Below are 23,991 nucleotides of genomic sequence, written 5' to 3'. Positions count from 1 at the left end.
GCCGCGCCCGCGTCGTGCCGCTGCGCAACATGGGCGCGGCGATCTCGCCGATGAACGCCTTCCTGATCCTGCAGGGCATCGAGACGCTGGCGCTGCGCATGGACCGCATCTGCGACAACACGCTGGCACTCGCCACGTTCCTGAAGCACCACCCGAAAGTGGCGTGGGTGAACTACGCCGGGCTGCCGGACCACCCGGACCACGCGCTGGTGCAGCGGCAGATGGGCGGGCGCGCCTCGGGCATCCTGAGCTTCGGCTTGAAGGAAGGCGGGCGCGAGGCCGGTGCGCGCGTGCTGGATGCGTTCAAGCTGTTCACGCGGCTGGTCAACATCGGCGATGCCAAGTCACTGGCCACACACCCGGCCTCGACCACGCACCGCCAGCTCAACCCCGACGAACTCGCCAAGGCGGGGGTCAGCGAGGACATGCTCCGGCTGTCGGTCGGCATCGAGCACATCGACGACCTGATGGCCGATCTGGACCAGGCACTCGCCGCCGTCTGACGGCCTCCCGTCTCAGCGCGGTGACATGGCCACCGCCTTCATCACCCGCGTCTTCCCCCCGGTCGAGACCAGGATCACCGCCTCGCCGGGCGTGAAGCTCTCGTTGCCCTTGGCCTGCACCAGCGCCCGGCGCTCGCCGCTGGGCAACTGGAGCAGGATCTCGACCGATTCCTCTCGGGTGCCGAACCGCTCGATCGAGTTGCCGATGACCGCCCCGGCCACCGCGCCCAGCACGCCGACCACCATGCTTTCACGCCGCCCGCCGATGGAGCTGCCAGCGATGCCCCCCACCACGGCGCCCGAGGTGCCGCCCACGCCCTGCTGCTGACCCTCGACGACGACCGGCCGCACGTTGAGCACGACCGCGTCCTGTACGGTCGATAGGCGCTGTGCATCGCCGGGGCGGATCACGTCCGGGCTGGTGGTGGAGCAGGCACCGAGCAGGAGGGCCACGGTGGTCGCGGTGGTGACGAAGAGTGCTTTCATGGGAAACAACCTGTAGTAGTGGACAACATCAGCCATGCAGACGGCTGTGGCGGGGCACGCAGGCGAGCAGATAGTCCATCTGGTCCGCCACGATGCGCCGCCCCTTGAGGATCATGTCCTCATGCAGGCTGGGTATGTAGGGCAGGTACAGCAATTCCATGCCGCATTCGTGCAGGAGCCGATTGCCCTTGCGGTTATTGCAGCCGCGGCAGGCGGTGATGCAGTTCATCCACGCGTCCTCGCCGCCGCGCGAGGTGGGGACGATGTGCTCGCGGGTCAGGTGGTCGTCGTGGCCGTGCTGGCCGCAGTAGGCGCAGACGTGTCGGTCACGGGCGAAGAGCTTGGGGTTGGTCAGCGCCGGCACCTGGCGCCACGCCCGCGCCGGCACCGCCCCCCGCACCGCCACGATCGGGTGCAGCATCAGCAGCGACTGCAAGCCCGTGCGCCGCTGGATGCCGCCGTGCAAGACCAGACACGGCTCGCCCAGCGTCCACGCGATGGCCTCGCAGACGTAGAGGTTGGCCGCCTCCCGTGGGGTGATCCAGGCTTGGGGGCGACCCGAGGCGTCGAGTTGCAGCACGTCCATGGCAAGATCCTTGCTTCTTGTGTGAGCATAGAGCAGACCGTGCGAGGCTGCCCATTCGGCGAAACATAGAGTTTTGACTCTAGTATTTCGAGGGTCATCCGCAGTGGTGCTACCGGGTTCTTCGATCAGAATAGAACGATCGTTCGTTTTATTTTTGACACCCCCACGCCGTGACATCCACCTCCACCGTTGCCACCACCCGGCCTGCCCGATCCGGTGCCCGCGCTGCCCACAAAGGGCAGCAGACGCGCGCCTCGATCCTGGACGCCGCGCTGAGTCTGGCTTCGCAGAAGGGGCTGGAGGGGCTGTCCATCGGCACCCTCGCCGACATCACCGGCATGAGCAAGTCCGGCGTCTTCGCCCACTTCGGCTCCCGCGAAGAGCTGCAACTGTCGGTCGTCCGCGAATACCACGCGCGCTTCGAGGAGGAGGTGTTCTATCCCTCGCTGCATGAAGCCCGCGGACTGCCCCGTCTGGAGGCGATGTTCCGCCGCTGGCTGGCGCGGGTGAGCGTGGAAATCGACTCGGGCTGCATCTACATCAGCGGCGCGGTCGAGTTCGACGACCGGCCCGGCCCGGTGCGCGACGCGCTGGTGGACATGGTCCGCACCTGGCACACCGGCCTGGACCGCACCATCACGATCGCCCGCGAAGAAGGCCACCTTCGGGCGGACACCGACGCGCGCCAGATGCTGTTCGAGCTGCATGGACTCGTGCTGGCGCTGCACCACGACGCGCGCTTCCTGCGCAGCCCCGGCGCCTTCGAGCGCGCCGAGCAGACTTTCCTGAATGTGCTGGCCCGCTACCGGGCCGACCCCAACTGATCCGACCCCAGTCGATCGACCCGCCTTTTCCGAGGAACGCACCATGCCCCAGTACAACCCGCCGCTGCGCGACATGCAGTTCGTGCTGCACGAGCTTGTCCAAGTCACCGAGACCTTCAAGACCCTGCCCGCCCACGCGGACCTGGATGTCGAGACCGTCAACGCCATTCTCGAAGAGGGCGGAAAGTTCGCCTCGCAGGTGCTGTTCCCGCTCAACCGCAGCGGCGACGAAGAGGGCTGCACGCTCGACAAGACCACCCACGAGGTGCGCACGCCCCAGGGATACAAGGAGGCGTATGCGCAGTACGTCGAAGGCGGCTGGGCTGCTCTGAGCTGTGACCCGGCCTACGGTGGCCAGGGCCTGCCGCATGTGGTGAACCAGTGCTTCTACGAGATGCTCAACAGCGCCAACCAGGCGTGGACGATGTACCCCGGCCTGTCGCACGGCGCCTATGAAAGCCTGCACGCCCATGGCACGCCCGAGCAGAAGGCCACCTACCTGCACAAGCTGAGCAGCGGCGAGTGGACCGGGACGATGTGCCTGACGGAACCCCATTGCGGCACCGACCTCGGCCTGCTGCGCACCAAGGCCGAGCCGCTGGGCGACGGCACCTACAAGCTCAACGGCGCCAAGATCTTCATCTCCGCCGGCGAGCACGACATGGTGGACAACATCATCCACCTCGTGCTGGCCCGCCTGCCGGACGCCCCGAGCGGCTCCAAAGGCATCTCGCTGTTCCTCGTGCCGAAGTTCCATGTCAACGCGGATGGCTCGCTCGGCGGGCGCAACGGCATCTTCTGCGCCGGTCTCGAACACAAGATGGGCATCACCAGCAACGCGACCGCGCAACTGGTGCTCGAAGACGCCGTGGGCACGCTGGTCGGTCAGCCGAACAAGGGCCTCGCCGCGATGTTCGTGATGATGAACGCGGCACGGCTGGGCGTCGGGATGCAGTCGCTCGGGTTGACCGAGGTGGCGTACCAGAACGCCGTGGCCTATGCCAAGGACCGCTTGCAGATGCGTGCGCTGTCCGGCCCGAAAGCGCCGGAGAAGGCCGCCGATCCGATCATCGTGCATCCCGATGTGCGCAAGATGCTGCTGACCGCCCGCGCCTACGCGGAAGCCGGCCGGGCGCTGTGCGTCCACACGGCGCTGATGCTCGACCAGGAACTCAGCCACCCCGACGAAGACGTGCGCAAGGCGTCCGCCGACGAAGTCGCGCTGCTGACGCCGATCATCAAGGCGTTCCTCACCGACAACGGCTGGATCGCCACCTCGCACTGCATGCAGGTCTTCGGCGGCCACGGCTACATCCGCGAATGGGGCATGGAGCAGTACGTGCGCGATGCCCGCATCAACATGATCTACGAGGGCACGAACACGATCCAGTCGCTCGACCTGCTTGGCCGCAAGGTGCTGGCCGACAACGGCAAGAAACTCAAGGCGTTTGGCAAGCGGGTCGCCGAATTCGTCGAGGACGCCGGGCTGCGCGACGACATGCAGGAGTTCGTCAACCCGTTGGCCGACCTCGGCGACAAGGTGGTGAAGCTGACGACCGAGCTGGGCATGAAGGCGTTTGGCAATCCGGACGAGGTGGGCGCTGCCGCCGTCGATTACCTGCGCGTGGTCGGGCACCTGGTGTTCGCCTACCTTTGGGCACGCATGGCTTTGATTGCGCTGGACAAGTTGAAGGCGCAAGGTGACAGCCCGGACCCGTTCTACGTCGCCAAGCTGCACACCGCCCGCTTCTACTTCGCCAAGCTGCTGCCGGAAACGGCATCGCTGATCCGCACCGCCCGCGCCGGCCTCGCGCCGCTGATGGCGATGGACGAGTCGATGTTCTGAGTGCGGACACCGCCGCGGTTGACCCCGAAGCCCCCACCCCAACCCTCCCCCGCTGGGGGAGGGAGCCAGACCAGACAGCCCATGAAAAACACCCTGATCGCCCTCGCCCTGGCCGGCGCCTCGCTCGCCGCTGCCGCGCAGTCCACGCCCGCTGGCCTGTGGAAAACCATCGACGACGACGGAAAGACCGAGAAGTCGCTGGTGCGCATCACCGACAACGCCGGCACCTTCTCCGCCAAGGTCGAGAAGATCTTCGACGCGGCCAAGCAGGACGCCCGCTGCGAGGAGTGCAGCGACGACCGCAAGAACCAGCCCGTGCTGGGCATGACCATCGTCAAGGGCGTCCGGGCCAGTCTCGACGACAAGGCGCTGTGGGACGGTGGCGAGATCCTCGATCCCAACAATGGCAAGACCTACAAGGTGCGCATGAAGCCCATCGATGGCGGCAAGCGCATCGAGGTGCGCGGCTACATCGGCGCGCCGCTGCTGGGCCGCACGCAGACCTGGGTCCGCGTCGAATAAATCTCACAAGGAAGCACCCATGAGCCGTTTCAATGTCCGCCAGGTCGCCGTGCTAGGCGCCGGCGTGATGGGCGCACAGATCGCCGCGCACCTCGTCAACGTCAAGGTGCCGGTCATCCTGTTCGACCTGCCCGCCAAGGAAGGCCCGAAGAGCGCCATCGCGCAGAAGGCCATCGACAACCTCAAGAAGCTCAAGCCGGCCCCGCTCGGCGTGAGCGAGGACGCCGCCCGCATCCGCGCCGCGAACTACGGAGAGCACCTGGACCTGCTGCAGGACTGCGACCTCGTGATCGAGGCCATCGCCGAGCGCATGGACTGGAAGCACGACCTCTACGCCAAGATCGCGCCCTTCATCGCGCCGCACGCCATCCTCGCCTCGAACACCTCGGGCCTGTCGATCACGACGCTGTCGGACGGCCTGCCGGACGCGCTGAAGCCGCGCTTCTGCGGCATCCACTTCTTCAACCCGCCGCGGTACATGTACCTCGTCGAGCTGATCGCCACGCCGACCACCGAGGCGCGTTACCTCGACCAGCTCGAAACCTTCGTCACCTCGACCGTCGGCAAGGGCGTCGTGCGCGCCAAGGACACGCCGAACTTCATCGCCAACCGCGTCGGCATCGCCGGGATGCTGGCGACGATGCACGAGGCGGAGAAATTCGACCTGAGCGTCGATCTGGTCGATGACCTGACGGGCAAGAAGTTCGGCCGCGCCAGCTCCGGCACCTTCCGCACCGCGGACGTGGTCGGTCTGGACACGATGGCGCATGTCATCAAGACGCTGCAGGACAACCTCGGCGACGGCAGCGACCCGTTCTATGCCAGCTACGCGACGCCGCCGGTGCTGTCGGCGCTGATCGCCAAGGGGGCGCTGGGGCAGAAGGTTGGCGCGGGGTTCTACAAGAAGGTCGGCCGCGACATCCTGCGCCTCGACGCGGCCAAGGGCGAGTACGTGCCTTCGGGGGGCAAGGCCGATCCGATCATCGACCGCATCCTGAAGAAGCCCGCCGCCGAACGCCTGAAGCTGCTGCGCGAGTCGAGCAACCCGCAGGCGCAGTTCCTGTGGGCGATCCTGCGCGACGGGTTCCACTACGCCGCCGTGCATCTGGCGACGATCGCCGACTCGGCGCGCGAGGTGGATTTCGCGATGCGCTGGGGTTTCGGCGTCAAGCAGGGTCCGTTCGAGCTGTGGCAGGAAGCCGGCTGGCAGCAGGTCGCCAAGTGGGTGCAGGAAGACATCGACGCCGGCAAGGCGCTGTGCAACGCGCCGCTGCCGGCCTGGGTGTTCGACGGCCGCACGGGGGTTCACACGCCAGAAGGTTCGTGGTCCGCTGCGACGGACGCCTACGTGCCGCGCTCGGCGCTGCCGGTCTACCAGCGCCAGCACTTCCCCGAGAGCCTCGTCGGCGGTGGCGCGGTCGATCCGCTGAAGAGCGGCACCGAGGTGTTCCGCAACGAGGAAGTGCGCGTCTGGACGCTGGACGGCGAGGTGCTGATCGCCAGCATCACCGCCAAGCTGCACCTCATCAGCCCAACCGTGACCGAAGGGCTGCTGAAGGCGGTGGAACTCGCGGAAGCGGGTTACCAAGGTCTGGTGATCTGGTCGCCGGACGATGTGTTCTCGGCCGGCGCGAACCTCGAATCGCTGATGCCGGTGTTCATGAAGCTCGGTGCCAAGGGCATCGCGCCCGAGGAAAAGAAGCTGCAGGACATGATGCTGCGCGTGCGCTACGCCAGCGTGCCGGTGGTGGCTGCCGTGCGCGGGCTGGCGCTGGGCGGCGGCTGCGAGCTGGCGGTCTACTCGGCGCAGCGGGTCGCGGCGATGGAGAGCTATGTCGGGTTGGTCGAGGTCGGCGTCGGGCTGGTGCCGGGCGGTGGCGGGCTGGCCTACATCGCACGCCGGGCAGCGGAACGGGCGGCGAGCGTGCCGGGCAGCGACCTGCTCGCCTTCGTCAAGGACGGTTTCCAGGCCGCGGCCATGGCCACTGTCGGCACCAGCGCCATCGAGTCGCGCAAGCTCGGCTACCTGCTGGACAGCGACATCATCGTGCCGAACAAGGACGAGCTGCTGCACGTCGCGATCAGTCAGGCCAAGGCGCTGGCGAACGCCGGCTACCGTGCCCCGGCCAAGGCGATGTTCCCGGTCGCCGGCCGCAGCGCGATTGCCACCATCAAGGCGAGCCTCGTGGCGATGCGCGACGGCGGCTTCATCAGCGCGCACGATTTCCACATCGCCAGCCGGATCGCCGACGTGGTCTGCGGCGGCGAGGTGGACGCGGGCACGCTCGTCACCGAGGAGTACCTGATGGCGCTGGAACGCAAGCACTTCTGTGCGCTGCTCGAACACCCCAAGTCCCAGGAACGGATCATGGGCATGCTGCAGACCGGCAAGCCGGTGCGCAACTGATCAGGCTGACGGACGGAGCACACACATGAGCAAACAACTGCAAGACGCCTACATCGTCGCCGCCACCCGCACGCCGATCGGCAAGTCGCACCGCGGTTTCTTCCGCAACACCCGCCCGGACGACCTGCTGGTGGCCGCGATGCGCGGCGCGCTGGCCCAGGTGCCGACGCTGGACCCGAAGGCGATCGAGGACGCCATCATCGGCTGCGCGATGCCCGAAGGGCCGCAAGGCTTGAACATGGCCCGCGTCGCCGCGCTGCTGGCGGGGCTGCCGAACACGGTGGGCGGCATCACCGTCAATCGCTTCTGCGCCTCGGGCCTGAGCGCGATCCAGATGGCGGCCGACCGCATCCGCGTCGGCGAGGCGGACGTGATGATCGCCGGCGGTGCCGAGAGCATGAGCATGGTGCCGATGAGCGGCAACACGCCGAGCTTCAATCCCTCGGTCTTCGAGCGCGACGAGAACGTCGGCATCGCCTACGGCATGGGCCTGACCGCCGAGAAGGTGGCGAACCAGTGGAAGGTGAGCCGCGACGCCCAGGACGCCTTTGCACTCGCCTCGCACCAGAAAGCCTTGGCTGCGCAGGCCGCCGGCGAATTCGATGCCGAGACCACCGCCGTCGAAGTCACCGAGCGCACGCCCGACCTCGTGACTGGCGAGATCCACACCCGCACCCGCACGGTCAGCCGCGACGAAGGCGCCCGCCCCGACACCTCGCTCGACGGGCTGGGCAAGCTCAAGACGGTGTTCGCCGCCAAGGGCAGTGTCACGGCGGGTAACAGCTCGCAGACCAGCGACGGCGCCGGCTGTCTGATCCTGGCCAGCGAGAAGGCGATCCGCCAGCATGGTCTGACGCCGCTGGCGCGCTTCGTGAGCTACGCCAGCAAGGGCGTGCCACCCGAGATCATGGGCATCGGCCCGATCGAGGCGATCCCGGCCGCGCTGCGCAGCGCGGGGCTGCAGCAGAGCGACCTGGACTGGATCGAGCTGAACGAAGCCTTCGCGGCGCAGGCGCTGGCCGTGATCCAGACCGTCGGGCTCGACCCGAGCAAGGTCAACCGCATGGGCGGTGCCATCGCGCTGGGCCACCCGCTGGGCGCCACCGGGGCGATCCGCGCCGCGACGCTGGTCCACGCGCTGCGCCGGCATGGCCTGAAGTACGGCATGCTGACAATGTGCGTTGGCACGGGCCAAGGCGCGGCCGGCATCTTCGAGCGCGTCTGATCCACCGCCACCCGAAGACAGCACCCCCATGACCGTCCTGGCCGCTGTACCGTCTGGTGCGGCGGCTTTTTTGTTTCACACGCAACAATCGGTCGTGATCGGCCGCGGTTGCACATTTACCATTCCGAGTTGCCCGAGGAGACCCCATGAGCATGCACATCAAGACCGCCACCTTCAACGGCGTGGCCACCATCGAAATCGCCCGCCCGGAGAAGAAGAACGCGCTGACCATGGTGATGTACACCGCCATGGCCGAGGCGCTGCGTGCCGCGCAGGCAGATGGTGCGGTGCGCGCGGTGCTCATCACCGGACAGCCGGGCGTGTTCACCTCGGGCAACGACCTGGAAGACTTCATGCAGCGCCCGCCGCAGGGCATGGACTCGCCCGTGTTCCAGTTCATGCTGGCGCTGCTGGAGTGCGAGAAGCCGGTGGTCGCTGCGGTCACGGGCGCGGCGATCGGCATCGGCACGACCATGCTGCTGCACTGCGATTTCGCCTACGTGAGCGACGAGGCGCGGCTGGCGATGCCGTTTGTGGGACTGGGTCTCGTGCCGGAGTACGGCTCCAGCCTGCTGGTGTCGCAGTTGATGGGCCACGCCAAGGCGGCCGAAAAGCTGCTGCTGGGCGATCCGTTCACGGGGGCGGATGCGGTCGAATGCGGCATTGCCAACGCCGTGCTGCCGACGAGCGAAGTCGTCAGCCATGCGCGCCGCATCGCCGAACGCTTCAACGCACTGCCGCCGGGCGCCGTGCGCGACACCAAGCGACTGATGCGCTCCCCACAGCGCGAGCAGGTGCGTGCCGTCATCGCCAACGAGGCGGCGATCTTCTCCGAGCGGCTGCGCAGCCCCGAAGCGCAGGAAGCGTTCCAGGCGTTTTTCCAGAAGCGCAAGCCCGATTTCTCTTCATTCACCTGAGCGCCCGCCCGAGCGCCCTCTCCTGCCGATGCCCGCTTTCACCGCTGCCAAAGTTGCCCTGTCGCCCCTGCTGCTCTGGCAAGGCCGACAAGTTCGCCGGGAAGCGCCACGCCTGCCCGAAGCCAGCGGGCCACGGCTGGGCCTGACCGGGCAGGACCGGCACAGCGGGGCGATGCCGCGGCTGCGGCTGCTGATCGTGGGGGATTCGTCCGGCGCGGGCGTGGGCGCGGCGACGCAGGACGAGGCGCTCGCCGGTCGCTTGAGCCAGGCACTGGCGCGGCGGTTGAAGGCGCCGATCGCCTGGCAGCTCGTGGCCCGCACCGGCTGGACCACGGCCGACGCCACCGCCGCGCTGCGCGAACTCTCGGCGCAGGGCCGCTTGCCACCGGCGGACGTGATGGTGACGGCGCTGGGGGTGAACGACGCCGTCCACCAGACCAGCCCGCGCCGCTGGACCGCGCAGCTCGACGCGCTGGAAGCCTGTGCGTGCGAGCTGGCCGGGGTGCATCAGATCGTGGCCACCGCGGTGCCGCCGATGCACCGGTTTCCCCTGCTGCCGCAGCCGCTGCGCTGGGTGCTGGGCCGCTCGGCGCAGGCGCTGGACGCCGCGCTGGTGCAGTGGACGGCGGACGCGGGCACACGGGCCTACTTCGAGATGCCCTTCGACGCCGCCCGCGACGATGTGCGGGAACTCATGGCCAGTGACGGTTTTCATCCCAGCCCGGCGCTCTACCACCGCTGGGGCGAGGCGCTGGCCTTGCAGATTGCGGCGGACTATCGGCCGCTCATGCGGCCGGTGTGACGGCTGCCGCCGGCGCAGGCTTCGGAATCGGCCTCGGCCGCCCCGCCCGGTCGATCGCCACATACGTCAGGTTCGCCTCCGTCACCTTCACCGTCTGCGGATCCGCCGGATTGCGCTCCGCATAGACCTCGACGTGTACGGTCACAGACGTGTTGCCGATGCGCTCGACCGTCGCGTAGAAGCTCAGCAGGTCGCTCACCGACACCGCCTGCTTGAAGATGAACTGGTTCACCGCCACGGTGGCGATGCGGCCCTTGGCGATGCGGGCGGGCAACACGGCGCCGGCGATGTCCACCTGCGCCATGATCCAGCCGCCGAAGATGTCGCCGTTGCCATTGGCGTCCGACGGCATGGGCATCATGCGCAGCACGAGTTCGCGCTGGTGCGAGCCGGGTTCACCGCCGTGGACCGGCGGCGGGCTGGAAAAACGCGGGGCGTTCGCTTCGTTCACACTCATGGGTGGTACCTAGGTTGCGGGTGCCATTCTTTCACCAAGCGCCCACCCGATCCGAACCCGACCCCCATGCGCCGACATCCTTCCTCGTCCGAACCCGCCCCGGCCGATTCCGCCGGCACGCCCCGCAGCGACTGGACCACGCTCAAGCGCCTCGGCCCCTACCTGTGGGAGTACCGCGTCCGCATGGTGCTGGCCCTGGTGTTCGTCGTCGCGGCCAAGGCGGCCAACGTGGGCGTGCCACTGCTGCTGAAGCAACTGGTGGACAACCTGGCGATCCCGATCGGCGATCCGCGGGCACTCGTTGTCGTGCCGCTCGGGCTGCTGCTGGCCTATGCCGGGCTGCGGCTCTCGACAACCGTGTTCACCGAACTGCGCGAACTCGTCTTCGCCAAGGCCACGCACGGTGCCGCCCGCCGCATCGCGCTGGAGACCTTCCGCCACCTGCACGCGCTCAGCCTGCGCTTCCACCTCGACCGCCAGACCGGCGGCATGACCCGCGACATCGAGCGTGGCACGCGGGCGCTGCAGTCGCTGGTGAGCTACTCGCTCTACACGATCGTGCCGACGCTGGTGGAGCTGACGCTGGTGCTGACGCTGCTCGGCTCGCGCTTCGACATGGGCTTCGTGTGGATCACGCTGGCGGCACTGGTCGCCTACGGCACGCTGACCATCAGCCTCACCGAGTGGCGGACCCAGTTCCGCCGCGAGATGAACGAGCTGGATTCGAAGGCCCACAGCCGCGCCATCGACGCGCTGCTGAACTACGAGACGGTCAAATACTTCAACAACGAGGATTTCGAGTCGCGCCGCTACGACGAGGGCCTGGACGCCTTTCGGCGCGCGCAAATCAAGTCGCAGGGCACGCTGTCGCTGCTCAACGCAGGACAGCAGCTCATCATCGCGACCAGCCTCGTGGCGATGCTCTGGCGCGCCACGGCTGGCGTGGTGGACCACCGGCTGACGCTGGGCGACCTGGTGATGGTCAACGCGCTGCTGATCCAGCTCTACATCCCGCTGAATTTCCTGGGCGTGCTCTACCGCGAGATCAAGCAGAGCATGACCGACCTCGACAAGATGTTCCGATTGATGGAACGCGAGCGCGAGATCGCCGACAGGCCTGGCGCGCAACCGCTGGTGATCACGCAGGCCACCGTGCGCTTCGAGGCAGTGAACTTCGCCTACCACGCGGATCGGCCCATCCTGCACGGCGTGAGTTTCGAGATTCCGGGCGGGCAGACGGTGGCGGTGGTCGGCCCGTCCGGATCGGGCAAGAGCACGCTGGCGCGGCTGCTCTACCGCTTCTACGACGTGGACGCGATAACCCCCGGCCACGGCGGCGGGCGCATCACCATCGACGGGCAAGACTTGCGTGACGTGACGCAGGACAGCGTGCGCCGGGCCATCGGGATCGTGCCGCAGGACACCGTGCTGTTCAACGACACCGTGGGCTACAACATCGGCTACGGCCGGCCCGGCGCGTCACAGGAAGACATCGAAGCCGCCGCCCGCGCCGCGCACATCCACGATTTCATCGTCGCCCAGCCCAAGGGCTACGCGACGATGGTGGGCGAGCGGGGGCTGAAGCTCTCGGGGGGCGAGAAGCAGCGCGTGGCGATTGCCCGGACGCTGCTGAAGAACCCACCGATCCTGATCTTCGACGAGGCCACCTCGGCGCTGGATTCGGCCAATGAACGGGCCATCCAGACCGAACTCGCCAGTGCGGCGAAGGGGAAAACCGCGCTGGTCATCGCCCACCGGCTGAGCACCGTGGTGGACGCGCACACCATCGTGGTCTTGCAGCACGGCCGCATCGCCGAGCAAGGCAGCCACGCCGATCTGCTGGCGCTGGCAGGGGTGTATGCGCGGATGTGGCACCTGCAGCAGAACGGACGCGCAGGAGCCAGCAGCGCCGAGAACCTGCCCGATCAGTCCGCCGACTTGTTGCTGCGGCCGGTGTAACGCGGCAGCAGCATGCCGAGCTGCCACTCGATGCGGCCGATGTACCCCGGCGAGGGACTCACCGCCCGAAAGCCCTGGCGCAGCAGCCGCTTGAGGTAGGAGCGGTTGGCGATGGGCGCCAGGAAGATCTGGCCCACGATCGGCAGCAGCACGCTCACCGCCACCAACGGCCAATCCCGCCGCCGGGCCAGCTCGATCGGCCCGAGCAGCAGCACCGGCAGCGAATACCCGAGAGGTACCTGTACGCTCTCGCCGGTCGCGGGGTGGCGCATCTGCAGCGTGCGGCTGACCGCCTGCGGTGAGCCAGGGGAAGGAGCAGGGGAAGGAGCAGGTTTGCTTGTTGACATGGTGATTTTTTGGATTTTGTCTTCAGGGAACTTGGCTTACCGATGCTACCGGAGCACATGCAGGGTTTTCACTGATCCGGTACGCAAAACAACCTCTTTTGCACCGCAGCACAGCCGCGTGGTCGCCCGGATATCGCCGATGGTTCACGCTCGCTACACTGCCCATCGTGGAAACCAAATGGCTTGAAGACTTCGTCAGCTTGGCCGAGACGCGCAGTTTCTCGCGCTCGGCCCAGTTGCGGCATGTGACGCAGCCGGCGTTCTCGCGCCGCATCCAGGCACTGGAAGCCTGGGCGGGAATTGATCTGGTCGATCGCTCGTCTTATCCGACGCGGCTCACCTCGGCCGGCCAGACGCTGCTGCCGCAGGCGCTGGAGATCCTGGGCAACCTGCAAGCCGCCCGCAACCTCATGCGCGGCCACCAGACCTCCAGCCAGGACATGATCGAGTTCGCGGTGCCGCACTCGCTGGCATTCACGTTTTTCCCGCACTGGGTGATGGAACTGCGCCAGCGGTTCGGGGCGTTCAAGAGCCGGCTGGTCGGCATGAACGTGCATGACGCGGTGATGCAGTTGACCGAAGGCTCGTGCGACCTGCTGCTGGCTTACCACCACGCCTCGCAGCCGCTGCAGCTCAACCCGGAGCGTTACGAACACCTGAGTCTGGGCACCGAGACGCTCGCCCCCTACGCCCGCGCCAATGCCGATGGCGAGCCGCTGTTCCGCCTGCCGGGCCGGCCGCACGACAAGGTGCCCTACCTCGGCTATGCGACCGGCGCTTACCTCGGGCGGATGGTGGATCTGCTGCTCAAGCAGTCGAGCGAGGCGATCTACCTCGACCCGATCTACGAGACCGACATGGCCGAAGGCTTGAAGGCCATGGCGCTCGAAGGCCACGGACTCGCCTTCCTGCCTGCCAGCTCGGTGCGCAAGGAGGTCAGCGCACACCGACTGGTCCCGGCGGGGCCGCGGCAGTCGGGAACAGCGTTCGAGGTGACGATCGAGGTGCGCGTCTACCGCGAGCGGCCTGAGGTCTCGCGCCACAACAAGCCGGTGGCGCAGGCGCTGTGGGAATTCCTGCGCCAGTCCAAACAGGCTGGCAACAAGCTGGGCGAGAATCGCAGCCTATGACGACCGCCACCGCCCCCACGCTCCGCCTCACCCGCCCCGACGACTGGCATCTGCACGTGCGCGACGGCGCAGCGATGGCGGCGGTCGTGCCACACACCGCGCGCCAGTTCGGCCGCGCGATCATCATGCCCAACCTGCGACCGCCCGTGACCACGGCCGAGCAGGCGCTGGCCTACCGGGCGCGCATCGAAGCGTGCGTGCCGGACGGCGTGGAGTTCACGCCGCTGATGACGCTGTACCTGACCGACAACACCCCGCCCGACGAGATCCGCCGCGCCAAGGAAGCGGGGGTCGTCGCGCTCAAGCTCTACCCGGCGGGCGCCACGACCAACAGCGACGCAGGTGTCACCGACATCCGCAAGACCCACGCGACGCTCGAAATGATGCAGCGCGAGGGGCTGCTGCTGCTGGTTCACGGCGAAGTCACCGACCCGGCGGTGGACCTGTTCGACCGCGAAGCCCGCTTCATCGACGAGGTGATGGAGCCCCTGCGCGATGCCTTTCCGGAATTGAAGATCGTCTTCGAGCACATCACCACCCGCGACGCCGCCCAGTACGTCGCCGAAGCCGGCCCGCACACCGCCGCGACGATCACCGCGCACCACCTGCTCTACAACCGCAACGCGATCTTCACCGGCGGACTGCGGCCCCACTACTACTGCCTGCCCGTGCTCAAGCGCGAGGAACACCGCCAGGCCCTGGTCGCCTCGGCCACCTCGGGCAGCCCGCAGTTCTTCCTCGGCACCGACAGCGCCCCCCACGCCGCCCACCTCAAGGAACACGCTGCCGCCTGTGCGGGCTGCTACACGGCGCTGTCGGCGATCGAGCTGTACGCCGAAGCCTTCGAGCGCGCCGGCCACCTCGACCGGCTGGAAGGCTTTGCCAGCGTCCACGGCCCGGATTTCTACGGCCTGCCGCGCAACACCAGCACCATCACGCTGCGCCGCGAAGCGTGGACGCTGCCTGAATCGCTGCCTTATGGCGACGCGGAACTCAAGCCGCTCGGTGGCTCAGAGACGCTGAACTGGCGCCTCATCGACTGACGCGACTGCTGCGACAGCGGTCGGCGCCAGATGCCCCGCCAGCGCCGCGATCGCCCCCGCCAGCACCACCAGCACGCCCAGTGCCACCTGCAGCGAGGTCGCTTGCGCCAGCCAGCCGATCACTGGCGGGCCGAGCAGGAAGCCGCTGTAGCCCAGCGTCGCCATCGCCGCGATGCCCTGTCCCGGACCCCGCCGTGACCGCTGCGCCGCCGCGCTGAACACCAGCGGCGCAACCGTGCCGATCGCCAGACCCATCAGCGCAAACGCCGGCAGCGTCACCGCCAGACGGCCGCTGACCAGCGCCGCCACCAGCGCGACCACCGCCAGCCCGTTCAGCGTGCGCAGCAGCGGCACCGCGCCCCAGCGCACCACCAGCCGGTCCCCCGCGAAGCGCATCACCATCATCGCCATGGCGAACACGCTGTAGCCCAAAGCAGCTTCGGCCTGTGTGGTGCCGAGTGCGCCGTGGAGGTAGACGGCGCTCCAGTCGGCCATCGCCCCTTCGATCAGGAAGGCGGCAAAGATGGTGGCGCCCAGACCCGCCAGCGCGGCTTCCGGGGTGGCCCAGCGCGGTGCCTCCTCCTCGGCCGCGTGGACCTCGCCCACATGCGCCCCCAGCCAGCCCCGCGCCAGCAGCACCACCCCGATCGCCGCCACGCCGACACCCGCCAGATGCCAACCCGGCCAGACCCCCTGGTGCGCCAGCCAGCCGCCCAGCAAGGCGCCCGCCAGCCCGCCCGCGCTCCACAGCCCGTGCAGCGACGACATGATGGGCCGGCCCATCCGCTGCTCCACCTCGACCGCCAGCGCGTTCATCGCCACGTCCATCGCCCCGTTGGCCGCCCCGAACAGCGCCAGCGCGAGACCCAGCCACCAACCATTGGGCGCCAGCGTTGGCAGCGCCAGCAGCAGCCCATACACCAGCGACACGGCCAGCGTCACCCGCCGCGCGCCCCACCGCTGCACGCCATGCCCCGTCGGCCCGAAGGCGAACAGTGCGCCGATCGCCATGCACAGCAGCGCCGAGCCGAGTTCGCCCTCGCTCAGGCCCAGCGGATCGCGCACCGCCGGGATGCGCGACACCCAGCTCGCGAAGCCGAGTCCGTTGGCGACGAACAGCAGCGCCACCGCCCAGCGGGCGCGGGAAAGTTCAGATGGCATGAATGGAACCGGTTTCATTGGGATAGCCGCGCATTGTCTGGAGGAACGCCCCCTTGACGCACTGGAGACGAACCCTCAGATAAGCTGCACAGACCCCACCAAGGATCCGCGCCATGAAACGCATCTTGCTGTTCCTCGCCACCAATCTGGCCGTGATGCTGGTGCTGGGCATCGCCTCCAGCGTGCTGGGCATCAACCGCTACCTGGACGCACAGGGCCTGCACCTCGGCACGCTGCTGCTGTTCTCGCTGTTCATGGGCTTCACTGGCGCGCTCATTTCGCTGCTGATCAGCAAGCCTATGGCCAAGTGGAGCACCGGCGCGCAGGTCATCAACGACTCGACCGACCCGATGCACCGCTGGCTGGTCGGCACGGTCGCGCGCTTCGCCGAGAAGGCGGGCATCGACATGCCCGAAGTCGCGGTCTACGACGGCGAACCGAACGCCTTCGCCACGGGTGCGTTCAAGAACTCGGCGCTGGTGGCGGTCTCCACCGGCCTGCTGCAGAGCATGAACCGCGAGGAGGTCGAAGCCGTCATCGGCCACGAGGTCGCGCACGTCGCCAATGGGGACATGTTGACGATGGCGCTGATCCAGGGCGTGCTGAACACCTTCGTCGTGTTCATCTCGCGGGTGGTCGGCTATGTCGTGGACCGGATGATCCTGAAGAACGACAAGGACGCGCCCGGCATCGGCTACGTGGCCACCACCGTCGTGATGGACCTGCTGCTCGGCGTGGTCGCCTCCATGATCGTCGCGTGGTTCTCGCGCCAGCGGGAGTTCCGCGCCGACGCCGGGGCGGCGCAACTGATGGGCGACCCCAGGCCGATGCAGCACGCGCTGGCCCGCCTCGGTGGACTGGCGCCGGGCGAGCTGCCGAAGACGATGGCAGCCATGGGCATCTCGGGCCGCCCGAGCGGACTGATGGCGCTGTTCTCCAGCCATCCGCCGATCGAAGAGCGCATCCGCGCGCTGCAGAACGCGCAGTGAGCCACCCGGACCTGCGCTGACCTTCCCCGAGGCCGGGCTGCCAAGCCGCCCTTCAGGAAAACCCCCTCTCCCTCAGCGAAAATCAATGTAACTGAACGTTACATCACGACAACACTGGGGCGGAATGCGCCCACGGGGAGGGCCATGAAGTCCGTCATCGACACGCCGCTGCGCGGGCCGTGGATACGCGAAGCGTCACCACTGCGGCTGCTGCGTCCGCCGCTGCTGCTCACGGCGCTGCAGCAGCCGCGGCTGGCCGGGCTGGACGCGCTGCGGGCCATCGCGGTGCTGCTGGTCATCGTCAATCACCTGGGTCAGGACCGGATCGGGCCGGTGATGGTGTTCGACGGTTCGGTGGGCGTGGAGCTGTTCTTCGTGCTCAGCGGGTTCCTCATCACCTGGCTGCTGCTCGGCGAGCACGAGCGCCACGGCCGCATCGCGCTGGGCGCCTTCTACCAGCGCCGCATCGCCCGGCTGCTGCCCGCCTCGCTGGCCTATCTGCTGGTCGGCATGGCCTTGCTCGGGCTGCGCCACCAGCCGATCCCGTGGGGTGCGGTGGTCTCGACGCTGCTCTATGGCACCAACTACTACCAGGCGTTCACTGGCGCCGCGTCACACTACCTCTCGCATTGCTGGTCGCTGGCAGTGGAGGAGCAGTTCTACCTCGTCTGGCCCTTCCTGCTGGCTGCGCTGCTGCAGCGTGGGCATTCGCCGCGGGTGGCGCTGGCAATGTCGATCCCGCTGGTGTGGCTCTACAAGGCGGTGCTGATCTTCGGTTTCGGCGTCGGCGAGGTCTACCTGTACCGGGCGCTGGAGACGCGCATGGACCAGCTCTGCGCGGGCTGTCTGCTGGCGGTGCTGCTGAAGATGCCGCGCTGGCGGCGGCAGTTCGAGCAGCTCGCCCGCGGACGCTGGCCGCTGCCGGTGCTAGTGGCGGGGGTGGTGCTGTCCACCTCGCTGCTGCGGGGCACGGGCGTGGTGGCGGACCAGCAGCTCTATGGCTTCGCGCTGGAGACGCTGCTGCTGTGTGCGCTGGTGCCGCTGGTGTTGATCGAAGCGCGCGGGCGGGGCGCGCTGGCGGCGTTCCTCAACGCGCCGGCGCTGGTGCTGGTCGGCCAGATTTCCTACGGGATGTACCTCTACCACCCCTTCGTCGTGCATCCGGTCCGCAACGCCGTCGTGCGGCTGGGTGGACCTTCCGCGCTGGGCATCGCGGCGGCGGTCGCGGCGCTGGTGGTGGTGGCGTGGATGTCATTCCGGTGGTTCGAGCAACCCTTGCGGGAGCGGCTGCGCCCCAGTGACACCGGCTCGGCTCAGTAGCGGCCGGTCACGCCCGCCACGCGCAGATAGACATACGCCGCCCACTCCACCAGCACCCGCGGCGCCAGCCCCGCCCAGCCCTGCGACTTGACGCGCTGCGCCGTGATGGCCTCGGACTGCGCCAGCGCGCGGCCGATCTCCACCGCCAGATCCTGCGCGAAGGTCACGTCGCGCACGACCATGTTCGCCTCCAGGTTGAGCAGCAGCGAGATGGGGTCGATGTTCGAGCTGCCCACCGTCGCCCAGTGGTCGTCCACCAGCATCACCTTGGCGTGCAGGAAAGCCGGCACGTACTCGAACACCTCGACGCCGTGGCGCATCAGCTCGTCGTAGAGCACGCGCGCGGCCATCGCGGCGATGCGGTAATCCGGCTTGCCCTGCATCAGCAGCCGCACCTGCACCCCGCGCCGCGCCGCCTTGCACAGCGCCCGCCGGAACTCCTGGCCGGGGTAGAAGTACGGGCAGATCAGCCAGATGCGGTGCTGCGCCGAGCGGATCGCGTCGATGTAGGCGCGCTCGATGGTGCGGCGCTGGCGCAGGTTGTCGCGCACCACGAACGCGGCCTGCACCGGTGGCATCGCCTCGTCCAGCAGCGCCACCCGGTGGCCGCGGCGTGTCAGCCGCATCTGGCGCATCAGACCGCGCAGGCGCTGCACGGGGCGTTCGGTGTTCAGCAGCGTGCGCATTTCCTGCTGCCAGTCGTGGCCGAACCAGGAGCGAGACCACATCGCCCGCACCGCCTGCTCCATCGGCGCCACCACCGGCCCGGTGGCGCGCACGGCGAAGTCCAGCCGCGGCAGCTCGGTGTGGCCGTGGTGCAGGTCGAGGTGGTCGTCGATGACGTTGATGCCGCCCACGAAGCCCACCGACCCATCGACCACGCACAGCTTCATGTGCAGCCGCCGCAACTGGCCCGGCTGGAGCCAGTGGGTCCAGCGTTCGAGCGGCCGGAACACCGTCACCGCGATGCCCGCATCCCGCAGCCGCGGCACCACCGCCGACAGATCGTCGTGCGCGCCAAAGCCGTCGATCACCACGCGCACGCGCACACCGCGCCGCGCCGCGCGCTCCAGCGCCACTGCAACCGCCATCGCCGCCGCGTCGTCGTGGAAGATGTAGGTGGCCAGCCAGATCTCGTGGCGGGCGTTGCGGATGGCGCTGATCATGGCCGGGAACAGCGCCTCGCCCCCGCGCAGCAGCTCCACCTCGTTGCCACCGCGGAACACCGGCCGCGGCACGAGGTACCACGACATCGGCTCGCTGTCGTGGTCCACGCCCAGCACGCTCACCGGGTCGATGGGAACGGGCTCACCGGGCTTCACAGCAGCTCCAGCTCCACCAGCAGCGGCAGGTGGTCGGACATGCGCGCCCAGGCAGGGCCGCGTGGCACATGCATGCTGTGGCAGCGCAACCCGCGCGTGTAGACCCGGTCCAGCGACAGCAGCGGCATCCGCGAGGGAAAGGTGCGTGGCGTGCGGCCGTGCGGGCCGGGCGGGTGGGCGCGCACGAGTCCGGCGAGGTGGAACACGGGGTCCAGCCGCTCGCCCCAGTCGTTGAAATCCCCGGCCACGACGACCGGCGCCTCGGGCGGAATCTCGGCGCGGATGTAGGCGCCCAGCCGCTGTGCCTGCCGGACGCGGCTGGCGTGGATCAGGCCGAAGTGGGCGACGATGGCGTGGATGTCCACCCCGCGCCAGTGGACCTTGACGTGCAGCAGGCCGCGTTGCTCGAAGCGGTGGTCGGAGACATCGTGGTGCTCCACATCGCCCAGCGGCCAGCGCGACAGCAGGGCGTTGCCGTGCTCGCCGTCGCGGGTGACGGCGCTGGTGCGGTAGGCGGCGGCGTAGCCGTCAGGTGCCAGGAAATCGGCCTGCCCCTGCTCCGGCCAGCCGAACCAGGTGCGGTCGAAGTGCAGCGCGTCGCGGTGGTTGAACAGGCGCACCTCCTGCAGGAACACCAGATCGGCGTCCAGCGCCTCGACCCCGAGTCCGAGGTTGTGGATCTCCAGCCGCTTGCGCGGACCCACGCCGCGCACGCCCTTGTGGATGTTGTAGGTCGCCACCCGCAGCCGCGGCCCGTCCAGCCCGCCCGGCAGGGTCATCGGGATCGTCGGGGTCATCGGGCAGCGCGTTCCGACTGCAGCAGGTGTCGCGGCAGATGCAGGATCGCCTCGGCGTTGCTGGGCGAGAAACAGCGGTCGGCGGCCTCACGCCACGGCAGCCAGACGTGCTGCAGGTGCTCGCGCGGGGCCAGGGTCACGGGAGTTCCGGCCGGCACCGTCAGGCCGAACACCTGCTCGGTGTTGTGGGTGACGCCGTCGGCGTAGCGGTGGCGCCAGACGGGGTAGATCTCGTAGACGTTGCGCAGCGCCCAGTCGCGCAAGGCATTTTCCGGCACCGCCTCCGTGCCCACCACGATGCCGGTTTCCTCGGCCACCTCGCGCCGGGCGGTGTCCACGGTCAGCTCGTCGGGCGCGTCCTTGGAGCCAGTGACGCTTTGCCAGAAGCCGGGCTGGTCGGCGCGCTCCAGCAACAGCACCTGCCCGTCGGCCGTGTGGATGACCACCAGCACCGACTCGGGAATCTTGCTGTGACCAGAAACAGACACGGGCGGGAGAGAAGGCATGGCGATCGGACACAAAAGGGGTGGTGGGGCGGGGCATTCTGCATCGCCGTCTCCCCAGACGCACGAAACACCTATTCAGGGGGGTGGTACGGCAGGGGGGTTTGGTCTCCCGGAACACGAAAATCTCACTTTGGCTGCCCACACCCTGAACACAGTGTGGCGGCCAGACCAATTCCACACAATTCCGGGAGTGCATGTCCATGAAGTCCCCCGCGGCGAAGCCGAATCCTGCCACCACGGCACCCACCTTGCCCACCTTGGCCAGCGCGCTCCTGCAGCCGCGCATGGCAGGGCTGGATTTCCTGCGTGCCGTGGCCGTGCTGCTGGTGCTGCTCGACCATTCCGGCCTGGGCGCCATCGGACCTGTGCAGGTCTTCGATGGCGGTCTGGGGGTCGAAGTCTTTTTCGTGCTCAGCGGCTTTCTGATCACCTGGCTGCTGCTGGGAGAGACCGCCGCACGCGGCCGCATCGATCTGGCCGCGTTCTACTGGCGGCGGGCCACCCGGCTCATGCCCGCCATGGGGGTGTACCTGCTGGTCGGCGCGCTGCTGATCCTGGTCCAGGGCAAACCACTGCCCTGGAAGCCGATCGCGGCCAGCGTGCTCTACGTGATGAACTACTACCAGGCGCTCACCGGGGCCGAGTCGCATTACCTGTCGCATTGCTGGTCGCTGGCGGTCGAGGAACAGTTCTATCTGCTGTGGCCGGTGCTGCTGATCGTGCTGCAGCGCAGCGGCTGGAGCCTGCAGCGGTCGCTGACGGTGCTGATCCTGTCGCTGTGGACGCTGAAGGTGGGGTTGGTGCTGGGACTGGGGGTGAGCGACGACTACCTGTACCGCGCGCTGGAGACCCGGTCTGACCAGCTCTTCATGGGCTGTCTGCTGGCCGTGGTGCTCAAGTCAGGCCCCCGTGGACACGCGCTGTTCGACACGCTGGCGCGCCACCGCTGGGTGCTGGGGGGCGTGGTGGCAGCAATGCTGGCCTCGACCACGTTGCTGCACGGCACGGTGGCGAGCAAGTACCTGCTGGGTTACGCGGCCGAGCCGCTGCTGATCGCGCTGCTGTTGCCGCTGGTCCTGATCGAAGCGCACCGCGGCGGCTGGCTGGCGCGCGGACTCAATGCGCCGGTGATGGTGCTGATCGGGCAGGTGTCCTACGGTGTCTACCTCTACCACCCGTTCATCATCCACCCCATCCGCAACGCCGTGACCCGCGCCACCGGATCTGCGCCGCTCGGGGTGGGGCTGTCCCTGGTGGTGGTGGTGGCCGTGGCCTGGGCATCGTTCCGGTGGATCGAAGAGCCGCTGCGCAGCCGCCTGACCCGCCAGACCCGCACGCTCCGACCCAGCCATGTGGCACCCACCATGCCGGAGGGTGTGGGCGTGGCCTGAGCCACAGGACAGCAGCACCGCAGAGGCTGCACCGCGCAGCCTCTGCGGTCGCGCAGCATCAACCCTGCTGTGCAGCCTGCGCGTTGCGCAAGCGGATGTGCAGCTCGCGCAACTGCTTGTCCTCGACCACCGACGGCGCCCCGGTCAGCAGGCACTGCGCCCGCTGCGTCTTCGGGAAAGCGATCACATCGCGGATCGACTCGGCCTTGGTCATCAGCGTCACCAGCCGGTCGAGGCCGAAGGCCAGACCACCGTGCGGGGGTGCGCCGTACTGCAGCGCGTCCAGCAGGAAGCCGAACTTGAGCTGCGCGTCGTCCTTGCTGATGTTGAGGGCGCTGAACACCTTGCTCTGCACCTCGGCGCGGTGGATCCGGATCGAACCGCCGCCGAGTTCCCAGCCATTGAGCACCATGTCATACGCCTTGGCGATGCATTGACTCGGATCGGTGTCCATGTAGTCCTCGTGCCCGTCCTTGGGCGCCGTGAACGGGTGGTGGACAGCGTTCCAGCGGTTCTCGTCCTCGTCGTGCTCGAACATCGGGAAGTCCACGACCCACAGCGGCGCCCAGCGGTCCTCGAACAACCCGGACTTCTTGGCAAACTCGCTGTGCCCGACCTTCAGCCGCAGCGCGCCGATGGCGTCGTTGACGACCTTGGCCTTGTCGGCACCGAAGAACAGCAGGTCACCGTCCTGCGCACCCGTGCGGGCCAGGATGTCGCTGATCGCTTGGTCGTGCAGGTTCTTGACGATCGGCGACTGCAGGCCCTCGCGGCCCTTGGACACGTCGTTGACCTTGATCCACGCCAGCCCCTTGGCGCCGTAGATCTTGACGAAGTCGGTGTAGGCGTCGATCTCGCCGCGGCTGATCGACGCGCCGCCCGGCACGCGCAGGGCCACCACGCGGCCGCCCTTGGTCGTCGCCGGCGTGGAGAACACCTTGAAGTCCACCGTACCCATCGCATCGGTCAGCTCGGTGAATTCGAGCTTGACGCGCAGGTCGGGCTTGTCGGAGCCGAAGCGGTGCATCGTCTCGGCATACGCCATCACCGGGTAGTCGCCCAGCTCGACGCCCAGCGCCTTGCGGAAGACGTGGCGGATCATGCCTTCGAACATCGAACGGATCTCTTCTTCGGTCAGGAAGGAGGTTTCGATGTCGATCTGCGTGAATTCGGGCTGGCGGTCGGCGCGCAGATCCTCGTCGCGGAAGCACTTGGTGATCTGGTAGTAGCGGTCGAAGCCGGCCACCATCAGCAACTGCTTGAACAACTGCGGCGACTGCGGCAGCGCGAAGAAATGCCCGTCGTTGACACGGCTCGGCACCAGATAGTCGCGCGCACCTTCCGGCGTGGACTTGGTGAGCATCGGCGTCTCGATGTCCACGAAGCCCAGTTCGTCGAGGTACTTGCGCACTTCCATCGCCACGCGGTAGCGCAGCATCATGTTCTTCTGC

23 protein-coding genes are annotated in these 23,991 nt (G+C 68.1%); 14 read left to right on the top strand and 9 right to left on the bottom strand.

All coding sequences use genetic code 11. The features are described 5' to 3' along the window. On the top strand, positions 1-503 hold a 503-nt coding region (locus QZW52_RS12220; RefSeq protein ID WP_293999108.1), incomplete at its 5' end, for a PLP-dependent transferase. 12 nt (positions 504-515) lie between these two features. On the opposite strand, the gene QZW52_RS12215 is transcribed toward QZW52_RS12220, so the two are convergent. Both QZW52_RS12215 and QZW52_RS12210 read right to left on the bottom strand, forming a co-directional pair. Further along, entirely contained in the window at positions 516-989 is a 474-nt protein-coding gene (locus QZW52_RS12215) for an outer membrane lipoprotein (RefSeq protein WP_293999105.1), read from the bottom strand. A 28-nt stretch (positions 990-1,017) separates the two neighbouring features. Further along, on the bottom strand, positions 1,018-1,575 hold the full coding sequence (locus QZW52_RS12210; protein ID WP_293999102.1) for an HNH endonuclease: 558 nt from the start codon (positions 1,573-1,575) through the stop codon (positions 1,018-1,020). Positions 1,576-1,745: 170 nt separating this feature from the next. Here QZW52_RS12210 and QZW52_RS12205 point away from each other — a divergent pair, with 170 nt between their 5' ends. From QZW52_RS12205 to QZW52_RS12175, 7 genes are all read left to right on the top strand, one after another. Beyond that, positions 1,746-2,399: a TetR/AcrR family transcriptional regulator gene (locus QZW52_RS12205; protein ID WP_293999099.1), complete on the top strand. Its 654-nt coding sequence runs from the start codon at positions 1,746-1,748 to the stop codon at positions 2,397-2,399. 43 nt (positions 2,400-2,442) lie between these two features. Next, the gene (locus QZW52_RS12200; protein WP_293999096.1) at positions 2,443-4,245 is read left to right on the top strand and encodes an acyl-CoA dehydrogenase C-terminal domain-containing protein; all 1,803 of its coding nucleotides are present in this window, start codon (positions 2,443-2,445) and stop codon (positions 4,243-4,245) included. A gap of 81 nt (positions 4,246-4,326) precedes the next feature. Beyond that, on the top strand, positions 4,327-4,767 hold the full coding sequence (locus QZW52_RS12195; RefSeq protein WP_293999094.1) for a DUF2147 domain-containing protein: 441 nt from the start codon (positions 4,327-4,329) through the stop codon (positions 4,765-4,767). A 19-nt stretch (positions 4,768-4,786) separates the two neighbouring features. Beyond that, positions 4,787-7,174: a 3-hydroxyacyl-CoA dehydrogenase/enoyl-CoA hydratase family protein gene (locus QZW52_RS12190; protein ID WP_293999092.1), complete on the top strand. Its 2,388-nt coding sequence runs from the start codon at positions 4,787-4,789 to the stop codon at positions 7,172-7,174. Positions 7,175-7,199: 25 nt separating this feature from the next. Then, positions 7,200-8,399, top strand: a complete 1,200-nt coding sequence (locus QZW52_RS12185; protein ID WP_293999090.1) for an acetyl-CoA C-acyltransferase — start codon at positions 7,200-7,202, stop codon at positions 8,397-8,399. 152 nt (positions 8,400-8,551) lie between these two features. Then, positions 8,552-9,316 carry an enoyl-CoA hydratase gene (locus QZW52_RS12180; RefSeq protein ID WP_293999113.1) on the top strand — a complete coding sequence of 255 codons (765 nt, stop codon included), beginning with the start codon at positions 8,552-8,554 and terminating at the stop codon, positions 9,314-9,316. A 28-nt stretch (positions 9,317-9,344) separates the two neighbouring features. Next, positions 9,345-10,118: an SGNH/GDSL hydrolase family protein gene (locus QZW52_RS12175; RefSeq protein WP_293999088.1), complete on the top strand. Its 774-nt coding sequence runs from the start codon at positions 9,345-9,347 to the stop codon at positions 10,116-10,118. Here QZW52_RS12175 and QZW52_RS12170 read toward each other — a convergent pair. After that, positions 10,102-10,479 carry an acyl-CoA thioesterase gene (locus QZW52_RS12170; protein WP_293999110.1) on the bottom strand — a complete coding sequence of 126 codons (378 nt, stop codon included), beginning with the start codon at positions 10,477-10,479 and terminating at the stop codon, positions 10,102-10,104. The genes QZW52_RS12175 and QZW52_RS12170 overlap by 17 nt on opposite strands. A gap of 162 nt (positions 10,480-10,641) precedes the next feature. Between QZW52_RS12170 and QZW52_RS12165 the strand changes: the two genes are divergently transcribed. Next, entirely contained in the window at positions 10,642-12,534 is a 1,893-nt protein-coding gene (locus QZW52_RS12165) for an ABCB family ABC transporter ATP-binding protein/permease (protein ID WP_293999086.1), read from the top strand. On the opposite strand, the gene QZW52_RS12160 is transcribed toward QZW52_RS12165, so the two are convergent. Beyond that, positions 12,501-12,881, bottom strand: coding sequence for a hypothetical protein (locus QZW52_RS12160; protein ID WP_293999083.1), 381 nt, complete (start codon positions 12,879-12,881; stop codon positions 12,501-12,503). The genes QZW52_RS12165 and QZW52_RS12160 overlap by 34 nt on opposite strands. 167 nt (positions 12,882-13,048) lie before the next feature. Here QZW52_RS12160 and QZW52_RS12155 point away from each other — a divergent pair, with 167 nt between their 5' ends. Beyond that, positions 13,049-14,011 (top strand): LysR substrate-binding domain-containing protein, encoded by a 963-nt coding sequence (locus QZW52_RS12155; protein ID WP_293999080.1) that lies wholly within the window; start codon positions 13,049-13,051, stop codon positions 14,009-14,011. Next, positions 14,008-15,054, top strand: coding sequence for a dihydroorotase (gene pyrC / locus QZW52_RS12150; RefSeq protein WP_293999078.1), 1,047 nt, complete (start codon positions 14,008-14,010; stop codon positions 15,052-15,054). The genes QZW52_RS12155 and pyrC overlap by 4 nt, the downstream gene beginning before the upstream one ends. Here pyrC and QZW52_RS12145 read toward each other — a convergent pair. Further along, positions 15,022-16,215, bottom strand: coding sequence for an MFS transporter (locus tag QZW52_RS12145; RefSeq protein ID WP_293999076.1), 1,194 nt, complete (start codon positions 16,213-16,215; stop codon positions 15,022-15,024). The two genes, pyrC and QZW52_RS12145, sit on opposite strands and share 33 nt — an antisense overlap. Before the next feature lie 113 nt (positions 16,216-16,328). Here QZW52_RS12145 and htpX point away from each other — a divergent pair, with 113 nt between their 5' ends. Both htpX and QZW52_RS12135 read left to right on the top strand, forming a co-directional pair. Continuing rightward, the gene (gene htpX / locus QZW52_RS12140; RefSeq protein ID WP_293999073.1) at positions 16,329-17,204 is read left to right on the top strand and encodes a protease HtpX; all 876 of its coding nucleotides are present in this window, start codon (positions 16,329-16,331) and stop codon (positions 17,202-17,204) included. A gap of 144 nt (positions 17,205-17,348) precedes the next feature. After that, positions 17,349-18,524, top strand: coding sequence for an acyltransferase family protein (locus QZW52_RS12135; protein ID WP_293999070.1), 1,176 nt, complete (start codon positions 17,349-17,351; stop codon positions 18,522-18,524). Here QZW52_RS12135 and clsB read toward each other — a convergent pair. Genes clsB through nudB form a run of 3 tightly spaced genes read right to left on the bottom strand, consistent with a single transcriptional unit; the run spans position 18,518 to position 21,149 of the window. Beyond that, entirely contained in the window at positions 18,518-19,846 is a 1,329-nt protein-coding gene (gene clsB / locus QZW52_RS12130; RefSeq protein ID WP_293999068.1) for a cardiolipin synthase ClsB, read from the bottom strand. The genes QZW52_RS12135 and clsB overlap by 7 nt on opposite strands. Continuing rightward, positions 19,843-20,643 carry an endonuclease/exonuclease/phosphatase family protein gene (locus tag QZW52_RS12125; RefSeq protein ID WP_293999065.1) on the bottom strand — a complete coding sequence of 267 codons (801 nt, stop codon included), beginning with the start codon at positions 20,641-20,643 and terminating at the stop codon, positions 19,843-19,845. The genes clsB and QZW52_RS12125 overlap by 4 nt, the downstream gene beginning before the upstream one ends. Further along, positions 20,640-21,149, bottom strand: a complete 510-nt coding sequence (gene nudB, locus QZW52_RS12120; RefSeq protein WP_293999063.1) for a dihydroneopterin triphosphate diphosphatase — start codon at positions 21,147-21,149, stop codon at positions 20,640-20,642. The genes QZW52_RS12125 and nudB overlap by 4 nt, the downstream gene beginning before the upstream one ends. Before the next feature lie 194 nt (positions 21,150-21,343). Between nudB and QZW52_RS12115 the strand changes: the two genes are divergently transcribed. Beyond that, positions 21,344-22,540 (top strand): acyltransferase family protein, encoded by a 1,197-nt coding sequence (locus QZW52_RS12115; RefSeq protein ID WP_293999060.1) that lies wholly within the window; start codon positions 21,344-21,346, stop codon positions 22,538-22,540. Between the two features lie 58 nt (positions 22,541-22,598). Here QZW52_RS12115 and aspS read toward each other — a convergent pair. After that, a partial coding sequence (aspS, locus tag QZW52_RS12110) for an aspartate--tRNA ligase (RefSeq protein ID WP_293999057.1) occupies positions 22,599-23,991 on the bottom strand: 1,393 nt, incomplete at its 5' end.

The sequence above is a fragment of the Sphaerotilus sp. genome, assembly GCF_013299175.1.
Classification (GTDB): domain Bacteria; phylum Pseudomonadota; class Gammaproteobacteria; order Burkholderiales; family Burkholderiaceae_C; genus Sphaerotilus.
This window is presented reverse-complemented; position numbering and strand designations above follow the sequence as displayed.